The organism is Litoreibacter roseus, from assembly GCF_009811795.1.
GTDB classification, from domain to species: domain Bacteria; phylum Pseudomonadota; class Alphaproteobacteria; order Rhodobacterales; family Rhodobacteraceae; genus Litoreibacter; species Litoreibacter roseus.
The window spans coordinates 198,722-216,870 of record NZ_BLJE01000006.1 but is presented as its reverse complement, the minus strand read 5'-3'; the positions used below and the strand labels follow the sequence as shown (position 1 = coordinate 216,870).

The window sequence follows — 18,149 nt, the reverse complement described above, 5'->3', positions numbered from 1 at the left end:
CGCAAGGCTTTTCAGCCCTGCGATGTTTGCGGTCTCCGGGCCGCTAAGCCTTGCTACCGAAGCACCCGGCGGTGACACTTCTGCTTTGCAAACCCGGTGACATTTCTGAATGGTGTTTACATTCATTGTAGCCAGTGGCATCCCCTGTAATCGCAAGCATGCGCGGGAAGATAGGTTTAAATCGTTGCCATCGCTCCGATCGTTATTGCGGCCCAGAAGCAGCCAGACGCTGCGACCACGAACCCGTGCCAGATTGCCGTCGTAAACTTTCGTTCACTGGTGTAGAAGATCACGCCGGCCGTGTAGGTCAGACCGCCGATGGCGATCAGTGCAACGACACTGCCTGGGACGATCGGCCAGATCGACGAGATCAATCCGACACTCAACCACCCCATTGTTAGATAAAGTACCGTACCGAATGGACCGCGCTTATCCCAGAAGAACACTTTTACAGCTATGCCGATCACAGCCAGTGTCCAGACGACCACGAGGATTACATACGCAAATGTAGACCCGATCATGACCACCAATGGTGTGTAGGTTCCTGCAATCTTCAAGTAAATCGCGGCATGATCGATCCGACGCAGAAGCGGTCGCACACCATGCCAAGGAAGCAGATGGTAGGCCGCCGAGGCCACAAATGTGGCTATCAAAGTCGCACTGTAAATTGCGAGCGCTGTCAGCTGTGCGGAAGATGCAAGACCAGAGTATTGCCACATCATAATGACGGCGCCGCTAACAGCAGCCAATACCCCTACTGCGTGTACTGCACCGTCAGCAATACGCTCTGTCTTCGCCGCGGTTGGGTACACTTGACACTCCGATTTGATAGGCACGCATGTGCTTTACACGCATACCTATCAAGGGCAAGCCAGCGCCGATCCTCAAGAAATTTTTTACCATCCGATCAGTACGTCTGCCAACGCGATGAACAGCGGAATGCTCAGAATTGCGACAGGCGTTCCGATACCCGTCGAAGTTCCGACATAGGCCGATGAGTTTGCTTCGGGCAATGCACCACGCAGGGTTGGCGGGCCGGAGATGTCCGAACTGGACGCGGCCATGACAGCAAGTAAGACGACGCCCCCCGCAGAGAAACCTGTCAATTCGTGGGCGACGTATCCGACCCCGAAGCCGATGAGACCATGAACAACCGGCGCGAGAATGCCGTAGACAATGTAGGCATGGGCCACTTTGCGCAGTTCAGAAAATCGCGCCCATGCCTCCATCCCCATGATCAGCATCAAGATAGACAAAAGTCCCCGAAAAAGTGGTTCATAGAAGCTTTGATAGACAGACTCCGGCTGCGCGAAGAGGCCGAGGCCCAGCCCGATCAGCAAGGCTGAAATGGCCGGGCTGCGAAATGTATCTACCAGAATACCACGCAGTAACCCATCCTCGATAGCGCCAGATTTTGCGGTGCGGTGGCCGGACCCACCTCCGACGACGAGCGCGCCATCCCCTGCCCCCGACAACTCTGCCGCCGAACGCCGAGCCGCACTCAGCTTTGCCATAACGATTGCTGTCACAAGTGCAGCGATGTCCATGAACGGGTAAAGCGCGCCGATGAAACCCTCGTACGGAATGCCGCCATCGTCCAGTATCGCCATGCCCGCAGCGAGCGTTGAAGCGGAAACCGCCCCGAACAGGCCCGCCGTGGCCAGTCCATCGACCTCTGACACGCCACGCCACCGGGCCAAGGTCCGACTTCCCAGAAACACAATCGCAATCCCAACGATGGTGGCACCCATCGCAGGAACCAGGAGCTGCACGAAGTTAGCATCGCGGACCGAGATCCCTGCCCCTATGCCAACCTTGAGCAGAAGCAGTATGACGATAAACTTATAGACCGGCTCCGGCACCTCGAACTTGCTGCCAAGCGCGGCAAGAAGCATGCCTGCAATCAGGAATGAAAGGGTCGGCTTCTGAAACTGTTCGGCAAGCGTTCCGAGAATTGTGAGGACAAGATCCATCCTGCGGCTCCTTTGATGTTCAAGAAGCGACTTAGTGGAAACTTGAATGATAAAAAAATATATCTTTATAAATATATAGTTTTATAAAATAGAACGATGAACCAATTGAATTATCACCATCTGAGGTACTTTCGAGAAGTGGCCGTTGAGGGCCATCTCGGGCGTGCGGCGGATCGGTTGAACCTGTCCCAATCCGCCCTATCGATCCAGATCCGCACTCTGGAGGACCGCCTCGGCTATCCCTTATTTGATCGGGTCGGACGAACTTTGGTGTTGACGGCCGCTGGTCGGATCGCGCTCGATCACGCTGATCGTATTTTCTCCGTCGGAGAAGACCTGCTGGCAAGTTTGCAGCAGAACGCAGCTGCCAGACCACCGCTGCGTGTGGGCGCCCTCTCGACGCTGTCGCGCAACTTTCAACTTCAGTTTTTACGCCCCCTGCTCGCCTCTGACGCATGCCGTATCGTTCTACGGTCAGGAAATACGAAGACGCTGCTCAAAGACCTTGAGATGTTCGCTCTCGATGTGGTCCTGACGACAGAGGTGCCGCAGACAGGATTGACATCGACCTTTGCAGCACAGCGGATCACTGAGCAATCTGTTGGAATTCACGGTTCACCCGCCCGGATGGGCCATCGCTCACTCAAGTCGATGCTTGCCAATGAACCCCTCATTCTTCCGACCGAAAGCGTGATCAGAGCGGGTTTTGAAAACCTCGTTGCCAAACTCGACATACGTCCGCGGATCGCGGCCTATGTGGACGATATGGCCATGGTCCGCTTGCTCGCTCGGGAGGATGCCGGCCTTGCGATCGCACCTTCCGTCGTACTGGCAGATGAGATCGCCAGCGGACGGGTGACCACAGCGCCGTTTGACTTGGATATCACAGAGCCATTTTATGCCGTGACCGTATCACGGGAATTCCCGCATGAAGAACTGAAAAACCTTTTGCCCTAAGCGACTTAGCGACTAACGCTAAGGTTGTGTAGCTTATCCCAGGGCATATCCAGCGCCGCGTACGGTGCGCAGTGGATCTTCCCCGCCCCTACTGCAAAGCACTTTCCGCAAGCGTCCCACGTGAACATCAACTGTTCTGGTGTCGACATAGATGTCACGCCCCCAGACGCGGTCCAAAAGCTGCTCGCGGCTCCAAACGCGCCCGGGGCGTTCCATGAAGGTGGCAAGCAGGCGAAACTCGGTCGGGCCGAGCTTCAAGGCTGCATCTTTCCGGAACACACGATGTTCTTCCATGTCCATCATGATGTCGTCATATTCGAGCCGCTGCCCGACAGCAGCAGGCCGCGTGCGCCGCAACTGCGTACGAATACGAGCTAAAAGCTCAGCGACTGAATATGGCTTGACGACATAATCGTCGGCCCCGGTCTCCAGACCACGCACGCGATCTGTTTCCTCTGACCGGGCGGACAGCATGATCACCGGGATGCGTTGCGTGTCCGTGGAAACCTTCAACTGGCGACAAATCTCGATGCCCGAGACATTGGGCAACATCCAGTCCAGCACCACCAGATCAGGCGTTGTCTCCTTAACCTTCAGCAGCGCCTCGTCGCCGTTTTCCGCTGTGTCCACATGGTAGCCCTCAGCCCGAATATTATAGGCCAATACCTCGCGTTGGGCAGGATCATCTTCGACAACTAAAACAAAGGGTTCTGCAGGCATCTTAGGCCTCGTCCGGTGCCGTTGCGTATGGGGTTCTGTCTTCTTTGGTCCGTTCATCGTCAGGCATCTCGCCCGTCACGAGATAGATGACCTGCTCCGAGATGGACGTAACGTGGTCACCCATCCGCTCAATATTCTTCGCGATGAAATGCAGGTGCATACAGGCGGTTATGTTGCGGGGATCTTCCATCATATGGGTCAGAAATTCCCGGAAGAGCGCGTTGTACATCTGGTCGACCTCGGCATCGCGCTGGCGAACGTCCTCAGCCAAATCCACATCCCGCTGAATGTAGGCGTCTAGCGAGTCCTTCAGCATCAGACCCACATTTTTGGTCATCCGCCGGATCGACCCACCTGCCCCTTCGACGGCCGGCATTTCGGACAGAACCGACGTGCGCTTTGCAAGGTTTTTGGCATAGTCCCCGATACGTTCGAGGTTGGCGCTGATCTTGAGCACAGTCAGAACAGTGCGCAGATCACCCGCCGCCGGGCTGCGTTTCGCGATGATCCGGGCCACGTCCGCACTGACGGTCTCCTCAAGGGCATCAATCAGTTTGTCGTTTTTGCGGACGGCGTCCGCCAGTTCGGTGTCGCGTCGATCTAACGCTTTGGCAGCATCCGCAATTGCAGTCTCAACCAGGCCGCCCATCTTCATGATGCTGGCCTGGACGCCTTCAAGGTCTCGATCGAAGACCGACGCGATGTGTGCATTATCCTGCATATCTGTGTCCCTAGCCGATCCGGCCTGTTATGTAACTTTCGGTTCGGCTGTCGACGGGATTGGTGAAAATCCGATCCGTCTCACCGTACTCAACCAATTCACCTAAATGAAAAAACGCCGTCTTTTGACTCACACGGGCCGCCTGCTGCATCGAGTGCGTCACGATAACGACCGTGTAGCTGGCCCTGAGTTCGTCAATCAGTTCCTCCACCTGCGCCGTTGCAATGGGGTCAAGTGCCGAACACGGCTCGTCCATCAACAGAACTTCCGGGGCCGTTGCGATGGCCCGTCCGATACACAAGCGTTGCTGCTGACCGCCGGACAGACCGGTGCCCGGCTGATCCAAGCGGTCCTTCACCTCGTCCCAGATGGCAGCGCGGCGCAGTGACTTCTCGACGATTTCATCCAGCTCAGTCTTGTCCTTCGCCAACCCATGTATTTTCGGGCCGTAAGCTACATTCTCATAAATGCTTTTGGGAAAGGGGTTTGGCTTTTGAAACACCATACCGACACGCGCCCGCAACTGCACCGGATCGACGTCCTTATCGTAGATGTCTTGCCCCTCAAGGCGGATGTCGCCTGTCACCCGGCAAACATCAATTGTGTCGTTCATCCTATTGATACAGCGTAGGAAAGTAGACTTGCCGCAGCCTGAAGGACCAATAAAGGATGTCACCGCCTTGTCATCGATTTCGACATCGACCGATTTGATCGCATGGGTGTCGCCGTAGAAGACATCGACACCCTTGGCCGCGATCTTGATTTCATCGGACATTGGACGCTCCGTCACTCGCATATCATTCATATCGTTCACCCTTCTACCAGCGCCGCTCGAAGCGCTTGCGCAGGAACACAGCCAGCGCGTTCATGACCACAAGGAACAGCAAAAGCACACAAATCGCCGCCGCTGTGCGCGCCTCGAACGCGCGTTCAGGGAAGTCTGACCATCGATAGACCTGCACGGGTAGCACAGTTGCGCTATCGGTTACACCAGTCGGGATATCGACAATGAACGCGACCATGCCAATCATGATCAGCGGCGCGGTTTCCCCGAGGGCCTGCGCCATGCCAATGATCGTCCCAGTCAAGATACCCGGCATAGCCAAGGGCAGGACGTGGTGGAAAGTGGATTGCAGCTTTGATGCGCCCAAGCCGATCGCCGCATCTCTGATGGACGGTGGCACGGCGCGGATCGCGGCACGGGATGCGATGATAATCGTTGGTAATGTCATCAGCGCCAAAACGATACCGCCGATGAGGGGTGCAGAGCGCAGGGATCTGTCCGCAAGCTCACTGACCATCGGCAAGATCACCGCAAGCCCCAAGAGACCAAAAACGATGGACGGTACGGCGGCGAGGTTGTTGATGTTCACCTCGATGAAATCCGTGATTTTGTTTTTGGGCGCGAACTCTTCAAGGTAGATCGCCGCCATCACGCCGATGGGAAAGGCGAGCGAGAAGGTCACGATCATCGTCCAGAACGACCCGACGGCAGCGCCCCAGATACCGGCCAATTCCGGTTCCCGGCTGTCCCCTGCCGTGAAGAACCGCGAATTGAAGACCGTCTCGATCCCCCCCTCTTCTTTCAGAGTCTCGATCCAGATGATTTGATTGTCGGTTACCTTCCGGGCCGCTTGTGGAAGATCGGTTGTGTAAAGCTCCCATGTGTTGGACGCGTTCACTTCACGCTCCATTGGCACTACGGCCTCTGCAACACCCCCTTGCGGCGTGATACGCGTCATCTTAAGCCAGCCGCCTGCAACATTGATCAGCACCGTGCGGTTATCGTCACCAAGCGCCTCGTCGCCGCCTTCTTGTTCGGAGCGGCGGATCAGATCATCTGCCTGCGCTTCGAGATCGTCGCGGTTCGCGGCGCGTTGGGCCGCAAGATCAAGATTACGGGTGCGCTCTTCCTCCGTCTCAGCCACTTCGGCGCGGCGATTGAACTCGATCACTCCGGCCTCTTGCCGATCAGCCTGGCGCCGCAATTGGCGCGCCTCGACGACAAGACCTTCCTTGACGCGGTCCAATGCTGCCTCAAAATCACCCTCGGTGGAGGATACTGCGTATTCCCCTTCAGTGTCAGTTGCGGTCAGTGTCAGATTGCCCGAAGTCTCCTTTTCGACCAACCGACCGAAATCGTCCTTCAGGTAAAGGTCTGTGACGTCAGAGGCCAACAGTGGGAAGTTGATCGTCTCCCCCACAAGATCGGGATTTTCCGATACATGAGCCGCTAGTTCAAACGACGCGCCGGACGACAACAGATCATAGAGCTGCCGCCGCTCGGTGCGGCCACTTACCTGCGGAAATATATTGCGCAGCACATCCCGCGTCAGGCCGTTGAAATCAGCCCGCAGGATTTGTTTTGGATCGCGCAAGTTGTCAGGATCAATCTCTTGTGCGCTGATGGTCACGGGCACTGTGATATAGGTTTCGCTTAGAGCCCCCACGGCCTTGCCAACCACGGAACTGAGCAACGCGACAAGCGCCGCACCCGCGAGAAAAATCGCGAGGATTCCGTATGCCTGAAGACGCGTCTCTGCCGCGCGTCGCTTCCTGACCCGAGCCTTGGCCGCATCACCGGAATGCATGTCCGTCAGGGCTGTCATATCCACCATTGTCTCGTGCCCCTAATCGTACAGTTCGCGGTATTTGCGCACGATGCGCTGCGCCGCGACATTCATGAGCAACGTCACACAGAAGAGTGTGAAGCCGAGTGTGAAGGCCGGACCTGCTGCCGTTGCGGCTTCGGTGTCGCCTGTGATCAGCATCACAATCTGGACCGTGACGGTTGTAACAGCCTCAAGCGGGTTCAGGGTCAGGTTCGCCCCCTGCCCTGCGGCCATCACCACGATCATCGTTTCGCCGACCGCGCGCGAAATCCCAAGCAAAACAGCCGAGACAATGCCCGGCAACGCGGCTGGCAACACAACTTGGCGAATGGTTTCCGCTTTCGTCGCGCCAAGCCCGTAAGAGCCGTCTCGCAAGGACTGGGGGACTGCATTGATCACATCGTCGGACAACGATGAGATGAACGGAATGATCATGATCCCCATGACGATGCCGGCAGCCAAGGCGGACTCAGACGCAATTGTCAGACCAATGCTCTCGCCCGAATTACGAATGAAAGGCGCCAACGTGATCGCGGCGAAGAAGCCGTACACGACCGTCGGGATACCAGCCAAGATTTCCAACATTGGCTTGGCCCAGGACCGAACGCGGTTGCTGGCAAAATCCGAAAGGTAAATCGCAGCAAACAGTCCGATGGGGACAGCCACCAGCATTGCGATGACCGTAATCAGCAGCGTGCCGGCAAACAGAGGAATGGCGCCGACGCGGTTCGGATCCAGCTGCCCGGCCGAAACGCCAGACAGAGGCGACCACGTCGTTCCAAAGAGAAACTTGTGGATCTGCCAGCCGATGTTGTTGAAGAAATTGATGGTCTCGAAGATGAGGGACAGCACGATCCCCGCTGTCGTCGCGATCGCGATCGCGGCCATCACCATCAGGATACGTCGAATGATCCCTTCGGCCCGGTTCCGCGCGCGCCACCCGGCGTCCGCGGATCTCAAACACCAAAGCCCCATCCCGGCAGCGGCCCCAAGCGCCAAAATGAGCGTGCCATAATCATGGAGTGTCGTTTGCGATGATATCTTGGCTGCAATCTCTTCCCGCAACGGATCCGTGCGGGATGCAAGCCGTCCGTCCGCAATTGCGTGAGCGTCGCTTAGAACAAGTTCGATCTCAATCGGTGAAAGGTCCGGCCCCGCTTCACGAATATCAGCCGTCAGACCACGCTCGATCATCACAGACCAAGTGACGCCCACAAGAAACAGGACTGCCATGCCCGCCAAAGCGGAGACCAGCAGCGCATACAGACCATGGTAGTTCGGGCGGGAATGCAGCACCGCAGGCGTGCCCCCGGCGATGGACTGCGCACGCTGTCGCGCCAGGACGAAAAACGCTGCCGACACCACCGCGACAAGGACAAACGTAAATGAAAGCATCATGCCCCCGGCAAGATCAGAATAGTTTTACGGACGTTTGCGGAGCGCCCGAAGCAGAAGGGCGGCCGTGACAGCCACCCTTGGTTGTTTCACTCTAGATCAAGCGGATCAGTTCCACTCGTTTCCTGTCATCGGCGCCAGCGTTTCGATGTTGCCGGACACCTCTTCAAAGCGATCCTTTGGCAGCGGAATCAAACCTTTGTCAACAAGGTAGCCGTCCTCACCCGCAGCGGCCGGGGACAGGAATTCGTTGGCGTATTCCTGAATGCCAGGAACGACGCCCACATGCGCGTTTTTGATGTAGAAATAGAGTGAGCGGGACACTGGGTAGTCACCGGACGCAATGTTTTCGAACGTTGGGAAAACGCCATCAACCATAGAGCCTTGCAGCGCGTCGGCGTTCTGATCGAGGAACGAGAAACCAAAGACGCCCAAGGCGTTCGGGTTGGCTTCCAGTTTGGAAACGATCAAGTTGTCGTTCTCGCCGGACTCGATGTACGCACCGTCCGTGCGGATTTCGATGCCCTCGCATTCGATGCCAGCGCCTTCGCAGCCCTCTTCCATAACCAGTTCGTTAAACGCGTCACGCGTTCCGGAGGATGGGGGCGGACCAAGCACTTCGATGCTGATCGCGGGCAAAGACGGGTCAACCTCGTCCCAAGTTGATGGCTTGGGCCCTTGCTCGGCCAATGCAACCACAAGCTGTTCGCGCGTGACCGAGAACTCGGGACCGCCCTTAGCGTTCGCCACAACAATACCGTCATAGCCGATCACGGCTTCCGTTACTTCCGTGACACCGTTTTGCTGGCACATCTCAAATTCGGTGGACTTCATCCGGCGCGATGCGTTGGTGATGTCGGGGTGATCTGTCCCAACACCAGCACAGAACAGTTTCAGACCGCCGCCGGATCCGGTGGATTCAACAACAGGGGTTTGAAAATCGGTGGTGCGGCCGAACTGCTCCGCAACAGCCGTCGAGAAAGGGAAAACTGTAGACGATCCAACTATACGGATCTGATCGCGAGCGTCAGCGGCAGTGGCGGCTGTAGCAGCCAGAATTGCAGCAGATGCAGCGGTTTTTACGAACGACATAAGTCACTCCTGTTTGGTCATTTGCTAATCTGCACACCCCCGCGGTGCGCATCACAGCGCCGGACTATCGCCTGTGCACTGGCCTTTTGTGACGCTTTTGTAAGAGTTTTATGACACCGCTCGACAAATCCTAAATTCGTCGTCAGCCAGCCGGAATAATCACGGAGAATGTCGTTCCAACACCCTGTTTTGAATTGATTTTTAATCGCCCCCGGTGCCGATTGACTATATGCTTCACAATGGCAAGGCCCAGTCCGGTTCCGCCCATTTCACGCGATCTGTGGTCGTCAATTCGGTAGAATCGCTCGGTCAGCCTCGGCAAGTGCAACGGGTCGATTCCCGGCCCCTCGTCACGTACGTCAATCCGAACGGCAGGGCATCGCAAAGTATGATCGCGCGCAACGGCGACGACAGACAGATGAATGACGCGTCCTGCGCTGCCGTATTTGATCGCGTTTTCGATGAGATTGAGAAACAACTGGATCAGTTGGTCCCTGTCGCCCAACACCTGATGAGATTTGTCGATCCCAGCGGTCTCGACCGAAACATCCGCCTCTGCAAGTTTCCCCTCGAGCGTGGCCACAACTGATCGCAGAACGGCGCAGACATCAACCAGATCGCGCGGACGCACCCGCTCATCGGCCTCGACGCGGCTCAGCGACATCAAGTCAGAAACCAAGCGCCCCATTCTGCGGGCCTCGGCCTCCATGATCTCAAGAAACCGATCGCGGGCCGCCGGATCATCACGCGCCGTTGTGCGGAGCGTTTCGATGAAGCCAGTCAAGCCCGTCAGCGGCGTCCGCAACTCATGGCTGATGTTGGCCACAAAATCGCGGCGGATGTTTTCGGACTCTTCAACGCGGCTGTGATCTTCGAAGCTGAGCACCGCACCGCATTTCTGCCCGGAACCATCTTCAATAGGACGCGCCCGAAACCTGTAGGCGACCTCCCCCGACAGCCCGGCATAGAGGAACCGTGCTTCAGCCTCTCTATTATCGCGGATCGCCCCATCTATCGCCGCAAGAACCGGCGCCTGGCGCAGAAGTGTAACCGCGTTGAGCCCAAGTGCATTGCCGCCAAACATCTCGATCGCCGCCGGATTCGCATGGGAAATCCGATATGCCTCGTCGATGATCAGCACAGGCAACGGCAGGCCAGAGAGCACGGTTTTGAGATCAGGAGATGACGGCACTCAAGTTGACCTTACGTCGAGGGGAACCAAGATGTGAATTTCCCCCACATATCGCGGCAAAGGTAAGGGAAACCAGCGTTGTTTGCTTCATCACAGAAATTTAACAGATATGTATAGCTGATGCCTGAGGCTGAAATTAAGCAGACCTGCGATGGGCATCTCTTTCACGATCAGTATTTCGGATTGCCACGCGAAGGACGATACCATTTCACACGTATCCCATATTCAAACGGCCGCAGCGCCGGAGTTTGTTTCCCCTCACATTTGGACTGCACCGAACATACTGATCGTGAATTTCTCACCATCAGATTACGGCACGCTTGCCAGTGCAAATCTGCCACCAAACGGTGCTTTGCACTTTGCGAAGCCTGCGGAACTGTGTCGCAAGTTGATTGCGCATCTTGCACCAGAAATCGTTGTCGTGCCTCTGATCAACCATGACGACAATTCCGACGCCGTCGATGTTGCGAAAGTCTTGACGGCGCTGGAATTCGACGGCGTTCTGCGCGTGCTCAGCACATGCTTGCCCCGCCCGCAGATCGTGGAGCGCGAATTGCAGGCATATGCCAAGGGCATGATAGTAGATCTTGCGCCGGTGTCCCGGGCGCTGATCTAGGCCAGTGCCGCCAGTCCGCGCGAAAACTCTTCGCGCAGCAAGGTGATGTCCTCCACCCCAACAGAGATACGGAAGAACCCTTCCATGATCCCCAAAGCCTGGCGTCCGTCCGGCGTCAGTCCCCTGTGAGAGGATGACGCGGCGTGGCTGAGGGTGGTTCCGATGTCGCCCAAGGTCGGGGCGAAGGCCATGTCGGGCATCGCACGGGTCAGCGCATTGGCCGCATCCCGTCCACCTAAAACCTCGAAACTCACCATGTTGCCGAACCGCGGCCCCAGCAAAACGCCTGCACGGTTGTGATCGGGGTGGTCCGGCCGTCCGGGATAGAGCACACGGGCGACCTTTTCGAATCCGGCTAGATGCTCTGCCAGAAGGGCCGCGTTTTCCTCGGCCCGGTCGTAGCGAAGATGGAAAGACATGAGACCGCGCTCAGCCATCCAGCAATCATAGGGGCTTGGCGTAAGACCCAGCGTGACAATCGTGCCGTCAATCGCGGCGCGATGATCAGCGTCTTTGGCCGCCACATAGCCCAGCATCGCATCGGAATGCCCCGCAAGAAGCTTTGTCACCGAGTGAATGACGACGTCCGCGCCATGGTCAAATGGACGGTACGCCCGGGGCGTTGTGAAGGTGTTGTCCACAACGAGAACCAGCCGATGGCGCTTTGCAATTTCGGCGATGGCCTCCATATCCGCGACACGGAGCGTTGGGTTCGACACGACCTCCACCAAAATGAGCTTGGTGCTGGGCGTCACGGCGGCTTCAACCGCCGCTGCATCGGTGGGATCCGCGAAGCTCGCCGTTATTCCATATCGCGGCAAGTCCTGGGTCAGCATCCGCAACGAACGACCATAAAGCTGGTCGCCGCCGACGATGTGGTCGCCCTGTTTAAGAAGTCCAAGCATCGTCGCTGTAACAGCGGCCATGCCAGAGGCGGTGATCCAGCCGCCTTCGGCCCCTTCAAGCGCATCAATCTTCTGCGCCAGAACCGTCGCGTTGGGATGACCTTCCCGGGAATAGGTGTATCCGAACGCGCGGCCTTCGTATTGATCATCAAGCGCATCGGGATCGGGTGACGCATATACAACAGACGGTTGCAGGGGCGTGACAACCGAACGGCTTACACTGCTTGGGAATGCGGTGCGGCGCACGAGGTTCGCGGGAATGTCTGCTGTCATGGTCGGATGGTTCCGTCGCCTGTCACGATGTATTTGAAGCTTGTCAGCTGTTCGGCGCCGACAGGACCACGGGCATGCATCTTACCCGTCGCGATTCCAATCTCGGCCCCCATGCCAAACTCGCCCCCATCCGCGAATTGCGTCGAGGCGTTGTGCATCAGGATCGCGCTGTCGAGCCGCGTCATAAAAAGGTCCGCGGCGCTCTGGTTTTCGGTCATGATGCAATCGGTGTGGTTCGAGCCATAGGTTCGAATGTGGGCAATCGCGTCCTCGACGGAGCTGACGGTTTTCGCCGCAATCTCCATGTCCAGATATTCCTTGCCCCAATCGTCCGCTGTTGCGGCAACGGTACCATCGATATCCTGCAACTTCAGATCCGCATCGACCGTCACGCCTTTTTCCAGCAGCGCCCGGATGACATCCTGACCGATCGTGTCCACGACGTCCTCGTGGATCAAAAGGCACTCCGCCGCGCCGCAGATGCCAGTTCGCCGTGTTTTTGCGTTGAGGACAACACGCCGTGTTTTCTCCGGGTCTGCATCCTTGTCGATATAGATGTGAACGATGCCCTCAAGATGGGCGAAGACCGGCACGCGTGCTTCGCGCTGGACGAGCCCGACAAGCCCTTTGCCACCCCGGGGCACAATCACATCAATAAACTCCGTCGCCTTCAGCATCTCAGACACGGCCTCCCGGTCGCGGGTTGGAACGAGCTGAATGGCATCTTCTGGCAGATTGGCGCATGTCAGACCCTCGACCATTGCGCCGTGAATAGCTTGAGAGGAATGGAAGCTCTCGGATCCGCCGCGCAGAATGACCGCATTCCCGGATTTCAAACAAAGTGCGCCTGCGTCCGCGGTCACATTCGGACGGCTTTCGTAGATCACGCCTATAACGCCCAGAGGCGTCCGGACGCGCTTGATATGAAGCCCACTGGCCATATCCCATTCGGTTATCGTCTCGCCTACGGGATCTTTCTGCGCAGCGACACTTCTCAGACTGTCCACAATCGCACGCACGCGATTCTCGTTCAGCATCAACCGATCCATCATGGCGTCGGACAGGCCCTTGTCGCGCCCGTATTCAAGATCGAGCAGGTTCGCTTCTATAATTCGATCACGCGCGGCCCAGACAGCATCTGCTGCGCCGATCAGGGCTGCGTGCTTCCGCTCGGCGCTGGCGTAGGACAGGATCTCGGCAGCGGCCTTCGCGCGCTGACCGATCTCGCGCATCACGGCGGGGATGTTGTCCATGTCTTTCATTATCAGGACCCTTAGAGGATGTGGATTGCAGTCAGTATAGTCTCAGCAGATCGGAGGTTACAGCACCATATCATCCCGGTGCACCAGCGCTGCGCGCGCAGGATAGCCGACGATGTCTTCGATCTCTGACGATTTCCGCCCTTTGATCTTCTGCGCCTCTTCCGCGGTGTAGCGTGCCAGGCCATGGGCCAACGTCATGCCATCCGCTGATTTGAGAACAACGGGATCACCCCTGCTGAAACGGCCTTCGACCGCCGTGACACCAGCTGGCAAAAGGGAACTCCCGCCGCGCAGGGCACGGGCTGCACCGTCATCAAGTGTCAGACTGCCTTGTGGCTTCATCGCGGCGATCCAGTTCTTCCGCGCGGCCTGCGGCGTGTTCTGCGCATCAAACCATGTGGCGTTCGCGCCGTTTTCCAACGCGCGCAGCGGATGGTTCTGCGAGCCTTCCGTGATCACAAGCGCGGCCCCGCCGGATGTCGCTGTCTTCGCTGCCATCACCTTGGTTTTCATGCCGCCTTTGCTGAGGCCCGAACCCGCATCCCCCGCCATGGCTTCGATCTCGGGTGTGATCTCAGCGATCCGTTCGAGACGTGTCGCATGGGCATCTGTCGTGGGGTTTGCCGTGTAGAGCCCGTCGACGTCACTCAGGAGCACAACCAGATCAGCGCCCACCGTGACGGCGACCTGTGCGGCCAGCCGGTCATTGTCGCCGTATCGAATCTCGTCGGTCGCGATGGTGTCATTCTCGTTGACAATCGGAACGACGCCAAGGCTCAGAAGATGGGCGAGTGTCGCGCGGGAATTAAGGTATCGCCTGCGATCCTGACTGTCTTCCAAAGTCACCAGAACCTGTGCCGTGGTGATCTGATGCGGGGCCAGTGCGTCTTCATAGGCCCGCGCGAGACGGATCTGGCCCACGGCTGCGGCAGCCTGCGATTGTTCCAGTGCCAATGTCCCCTGCCCCAGCCCCAAGACGCCGCGACCCAATGCGATGGATCCTGAGGACACCAGTACGACGTCCTGCCCGCGCTGCTTGAGGTCCGCGACATCGTTCGCCAGAGAGCGAAGCCAGTCTTCCTGCAGCGCGCCCGTTTTGCGGTCCACCAGCAAAGCAGACCCAATCTTGACGACGACACGGCGCGCAGACTCTAGGTTGGGGGTCAGGGCCGCCATGGCTCAGGATCTTCAGTGAGGCGGCGTTCCCGAATACGGTCATCTTCGATCTGTGCCCGGACCGCGCGCAAGACATCTGTTACGCCATCGCGGCTGACACCGGACATCTCAAACACCTTTTCGCTCACGACAGCCTCCAGCGCCGTACGTTTCTCTAAACGCTCCTCATCATCGAGCGCGTCGATCTTATTGAGTGCCGTCACACGCGGTTTGTCCGCCAGAACCCCGCCATGAGCCTCTAGCTCACTGATGATAGTCTGATAGTCCTCGACGACGTCGTCAGATGTACCGTCGACGAGATGAAGCAGTACTGAGCAGCGCTCTACATGGCCAAGAAAGCGGTCGCCGATCCCTTTACCCTCATGCGCGCCTGCGATCAGCCCGGGAATGTCCGCGATGACGAACTCCGCATTGTCCACGCCGACAACCCCAAGGTTCGGATGCAGCGTTGTGAAGGGATAGTCCGCGATCTTGGGTCGCGCGTTGGATGTGGCCGCCAGAAACGTCGACTTCCCCGCATTGGGCAGACCAAGCAGGCCCGCATCCGCAATGAGTTTCAGCCGCAACCAGATCGTGCGCTCGACGCCAGGCTGACCGGCGTTGGCGCGCCGGGGGGCCTGATTGGTGGAGGATTTGAAATGCAGGTTTCCGAAGCCGCCATTGCCCCCTTTAGCCAGAACAAACTCCTGCCCGACCTCGGTGAGATCAGCCAAAACGGTTTCTTCGTCCTCGTCCAGTACTTCTGTTCCCGCGGGGACCCGCAGCACGATGTCATCACCATCCTTGCCCGTGCGCTGTTTGCCCATGCCCGGCTGGCCGTTTTTGGCGAAGAAGTGTTGTTGATAGCGAAAATCAATCAGCGTGTTCAGGCCGTCGACCACCTCGATACGCACGTCACCGCCGCGCCCACCATCGCCCCCGTCAGGACCGCCGTACTCTATGTATTTCTCACGCCGGAAGCTTACTGCTCCGCCGCCGCCCGCACCGGAGCGAATATAAACCTTTGCAAGGTCAAGAAATTTCATTTTTTCGCATCCCGAAGTGATCGCGTCAGGCGATAGCGGGTAATGGGCGCAGGCTCAAGCCGTGCGCGTGACCGACCCATCCCACCTCCTATCCGTTCAAAGCCGATCTTTTCATGAACCCGAGCCGATGCAGGATTGTCGACGAAGTGATCGGAAACTACCTCACCCAGATCAAACAGCGCGAAGCAGGCATCAAAAAATGCGCCAACAGCTTCGGTCGCGTAGCCTTGCCCACTTTCTCTTGGATCGATCATCCACAAGGTGGACAGAGGTTTGCCGCCCAAGCCAACGGCGCCAATCATCTTGCCATCACGGGTACAAGCCGCCAGCGTGAAACCAGGACGTCCGCGAAATCTGGCCCGTGCTATCCACGCTTTGACATCAGCCTCAGGCCACGGCGACAGGCAGGACATCATCATCGGCGCGACCCTGGGATGCCCGCCGATCGGCTGAAGGTCGCGCCAGTCCTCAGGATGGAGTTCGCGCAGGATCAACCGGTCCGTCTCAATTCGAAACCTGCGTCGGTCCTGCCAACGGTCTCGCGTCAGATGCATCTTGCGGCCCGGGACATCTGCGTTCTGCGCAATGGAGTGGTGGACATGTCCCCCAATGTCGACAAAGCCCAACTTCTGCAAAGCATGGGCCGACCGCGTGTTCTCTACAAAATGGCTCGACTTCAGATCAGCCGCATCCGGGTTCCCAAACCACGCATCGACAACCGCGTCCCCGACCTCGGTGATAAAGCCTTTTCCCCACGCACTTTTTGCAAGCCAGTAGCCCAGCTCCTTGCCGATGCTGATCACGCCACAGAACGTGTCGCCGTGGTCAATCGCCCAAAGCGCGCCCATTTGGGGACCAATGGCGTGGATAAACTCATCGGCGTCCGATGGCGTATATGGGTATGGCACATGGGTCAGCCAACGACTGACCTCGAAGTCATTGATCGCTTCCACCAAAGCGTCCGCATCGCCAGCCACCAAGGGGCGCAGCAAAAGGCGCTGCGTCCTGAGATGGGTTGGAAACGTCAGTCCATTTTCTTCAGATATGTCCATGTTGGCACCGTCGCATCTCGGGCGACCGAAAACGCCTCGGCGTCGCCGATGTAGCTGAACCCAGCATTTGTCAGAACTCTGGCCGATGCCGGATTGTCCTGAAAGACCGATCCAAAGATCGTCCGACATGCTTGCGGGTTTGCGCCGACTATGGCCTCAACTGCCTTTGAGGCGATGCCGTTGTTCCACAAAAGCGGAGCCACCCAATAGCCGATTTCCGACTGTTCGCGATCCATCCGCTTCAAACCGATCACACCCAGAACTTCCGACTGATCGTCTGAGGAATCTATCGCCCAGATATCTTCCGTCCGGTCCGCCGCGAGCGCCCGCGCAATAAGGCTTTCGGTGCTGCCCGGCGGTAAAGGATGCGGGATGCTGGTCGTGGCGCGCGCGACACGTTCATCGGCGGCATATAGGCTGATCGGGCCTGCATCAGAGCGTTGGAGCGGTCGCAGCACAAATCCATCGACTGGGATGGTTGCCTGTTTGATGACGTTCTCAAAGCTCATGATAGTCCTCCTGCGAAAAGCACAAACAAGACACTCGCGACGGTTAACCCCGCCAGCGTCCACATTAAATACCGCTCCGCCCCGGTCCCTGCGACGGTGGCGGCGATCCATTCCCCGCCATAGGTCCAAATCGGATGAAGCAGCGCCTGACTAGCCAACAATATTGCCGCTATTGTGGCGGTGGCTTGCAAAGCGGGCGTTCCGGGTTCGACAAAACCTGTAAAACCCGCTGTAATCATGGCCCACGCTTTCGGATTGAGCGGATGTACGATGAGGCCGGCAAAGAACCCCGGTGCGCTCGAAACCTCGCCGACTGACAAGCGCATGTTCGCCACACGCCACGCCAACCAGATGATATAGGCCGCCGAAATCCATTTCAGAGTCTCGAAAATCCAAGGCGCGCGCGCTGCCAGCTCCATCAGGCCCAGCCCGATGGGCCAGATGATCAACTGCTTTCCCAAGGCAACGCCCGCGACGAATGGCAAAGCGGCCCGCAACCCATAGCGTGCGCCGGTTGCAAGCAGAGCCATATTCGCGGGTCCCGGTGTTCCCACCTGAGAGGCCGCGAAAATCGAGAAATTCAAGACTGCGACGCCCATGTTTCAGCGTCCTTTACAAAAAAGAAAAGGGACCGGCGGTCTCGCCGATCCCTGAATGTGCTAACCTCTG

17 protein-coding genes and 2 pseudogenes are annotated in these 18,149 nt (G+C 57.8%); 2 read left to right on the top strand and 17 right to left on the bottom strand.

Annotation, left to right across the window (positions count from 1 at the left end; all coding sequences use genetic code 11):
- Positions 1 to 176: 176 nt before the first annotated feature.
- Positions 177 to 812, bottom strand: coding sequence for a PAQR family membrane homeostasis protein TrhA (trhA, locus tag KIN_RS19985; RefSeq protein WP_159810440.1), 636 nt, complete (start codon positions 810 to 812; stop codon positions 177 to 179).
- Between the two features lie 84 nt (positions 813 to 896).
- Positions 897 to 1,973, bottom strand: a complete 1,077-nt coding sequence (locus KIN_RS19980) for a sodium-dependent bicarbonate transport family permease (protein ID WP_159810438.1) — start codon at positions 1,971 to 1,973, stop codon at positions 897 to 899.
- 96 nt (positions 1,974 to 2,069) lie between these two features.
- Between KIN_RS19980 and KIN_RS19975 the strand changes: the two genes are divergently transcribed.
- Complete coding sequence (locus tag KIN_RS19975) at positions 2,070 to 2,930, top strand: LysR family transcriptional regulator (protein WP_159810436.1); 861 nt, start codon at positions 2,070 to 2,072, stop codon at positions 2,928 to 2,930.
- Positions 2,931 to 2,963: 33 nt separating this feature from the next.
- Here the strand turns inward: KIN_RS19975 and phoB are convergent, their stop codons facing one another.
- From phoB to KIN_RS19940, 8 genes and pseudogenes are all read right to left on the bottom strand, one after another.
- Positions 2,964 to 3,650, bottom strand: coding sequence for a phosphate regulon transcriptional regulator PhoB (gene phoB / locus KIN_RS19970; RefSeq protein ID WP_159810434.1), 687 nt, complete (start codon positions 3,648 to 3,650; stop codon positions 2,964 to 2,966).
- A gap of 1 nt (position 3,651) precedes the next feature.
- Entirely contained in the window at positions 3,652 to 4,371 is a 720-nt protein-coding gene (gene phoU / locus KIN_RS19965) for a phosphate signaling complex protein PhoU (RefSeq protein WP_159810433.1), read from the bottom strand.
- Between the two features lie 10 nt (positions 4,372 to 4,381).
- Positions 4,382 to 5,176 (bottom strand): phosphate ABC transporter ATP-binding protein PstB, encoded by a 795-nt coding sequence (gene pstB, locus KIN_RS19960; RefSeq protein ID WP_159810431.1) that lies wholly within the window; start codon positions 5,174 to 5,176, stop codon positions 4,382 to 4,384.
- A 13-nt stretch (positions 5,177 to 5,189) separates the two neighbouring features.
- Positions 5,190 to 5,993 (bottom strand): annotated as a pseudogene (gene pstA, locus KIN_RS22720) (phosphate ABC transporter permease PstA); the annotation flags it as partial.
- 519 nt (positions 5,994 to 6,512) lie between these two features.
- A pseudogene (locus tag KIN_RS22715) lies at positions 6,513 to 6,962 on the bottom strand (DUF3333 domain-containing protein); the annotation flags it as partial.
- Positions 6,963 to 7,001: 39 nt separating this feature from the next.
- Positions 7,002 to 8,378: a phosphate ABC transporter permease subunit PstC gene (gene pstC, locus KIN_RS19950; protein WP_159810429.1), complete on the bottom strand. Its 1,377-nt coding sequence runs from the start codon at positions 8,376 to 8,378 to the stop codon at positions 7,002 to 7,004.
- 108 nt (positions 8,379 to 8,486) lie between these two features.
- Positions 8,487 to 9,470, bottom strand: coding sequence for a substrate-binding domain-containing protein (locus KIN_RS19945; protein ID WP_159810427.1), 984 nt, complete (start codon positions 9,468 to 9,470; stop codon positions 8,487 to 8,489).
- Positions 9,471 to 9,612: 142 nt separating this feature from the next.
- A complete protein-coding gene (locus tag KIN_RS19940; RefSeq protein ID WP_159810425.1) occupies positions 9,613 to 10,662 on the bottom strand; it encodes an ATP-binding protein in 1,050 nt (349 codons plus the stop codon).
- 151 nt (positions 10,663 to 10,813) lie between these two features.
- Between KIN_RS19940 and KIN_RS19935 the strand changes: the two genes are divergently transcribed.
- Positions 10,814 to 11,278, top strand: a complete 465-nt coding sequence (locus KIN_RS19935) for a hypothetical protein (protein ID WP_159810423.1) — start codon at positions 10,814 to 10,816, stop codon at positions 11,276 to 11,278.
- Here the strand turns inward: KIN_RS19935 and KIN_RS19930 are convergent.
- The 7 genes from KIN_RS19930 to KIN_RS19900 are packed head-to-tail and all read right to left on the bottom strand — an operon-like array spanning position 11,275 to position 18,079.
- Complete coding sequence (locus KIN_RS19930) at positions 11,275 to 12,456, bottom strand: trans-sulfuration enzyme family protein (RefSeq protein WP_159810421.1); 1,182 nt, start codon at positions 12,454 to 12,456, stop codon at positions 11,275 to 11,277. The two genes, KIN_RS19935 and KIN_RS19930, sit on opposite strands and share 4 nt — an antisense overlap.
- Positions 12,453 to 13,718 carry a glutamate-5-semialdehyde dehydrogenase gene (locus KIN_RS19925; RefSeq protein ID WP_159810419.1) on the bottom strand — a complete coding sequence of 422 codons (1,266 nt, stop codon included), beginning with the start codon at positions 13,716 to 13,718 and terminating at the stop codon, positions 12,453 to 12,455. Before KIN_RS19925 ends, KIN_RS19930 begins: the two co-directional genes overlap by 4 nt.
- Positions 13,719 to 13,775: 57 nt before the next feature.
- Complete coding sequence (gene proB, locus KIN_RS19920; protein ID WP_159810417.1) at positions 13,776 to 14,894, bottom strand: glutamate 5-kinase; 1,119 nt, start codon at positions 14,892 to 14,894, stop codon at positions 13,776 to 13,778.
- A complete protein-coding gene (obgE, locus tag KIN_RS19915) occupies positions 14,882 to 15,919 on the bottom strand; it encodes a GTPase ObgE (protein ID WP_159810415.1) in 1,038 nt (345 codons plus the stop codon). Before obgE ends, proB begins: the two co-directional genes overlap by 13 nt.
- Positions 15,916 to 16,971: a GNAT family N-acetyltransferase gene (locus KIN_RS19910; protein ID WP_159810413.1), complete on the bottom strand. Its 1,056-nt coding sequence runs from the start codon at positions 16,969 to 16,971 to the stop codon at positions 15,916 to 15,918. Before KIN_RS19910 ends, obgE begins: the two co-directional genes overlap by 4 nt.
- Positions 16,944 to 17,480 (bottom strand): GNAT family N-acetyltransferase, encoded by a 537-nt coding sequence (locus KIN_RS19905; protein WP_159810411.1) that lies wholly within the window; start codon positions 17,478 to 17,480, stop codon positions 16,944 to 16,946. The genes KIN_RS19910 and KIN_RS19905 overlap by 28 nt, the downstream gene beginning before the upstream one ends.
- Complete coding sequence (locus tag KIN_RS19900; RefSeq protein ID WP_159810409.1) at positions 17,477 to 18,079, bottom strand: LysE family translocator; 603 nt, start codon at positions 18,077 to 18,079, stop codon at positions 17,477 to 17,479. Before KIN_RS19900 ends, KIN_RS19905 begins: the two co-directional genes overlap by 4 nt.
- Between the last annotated feature and the right edge of the window lie 70 nt (positions 18,080 to 18,149).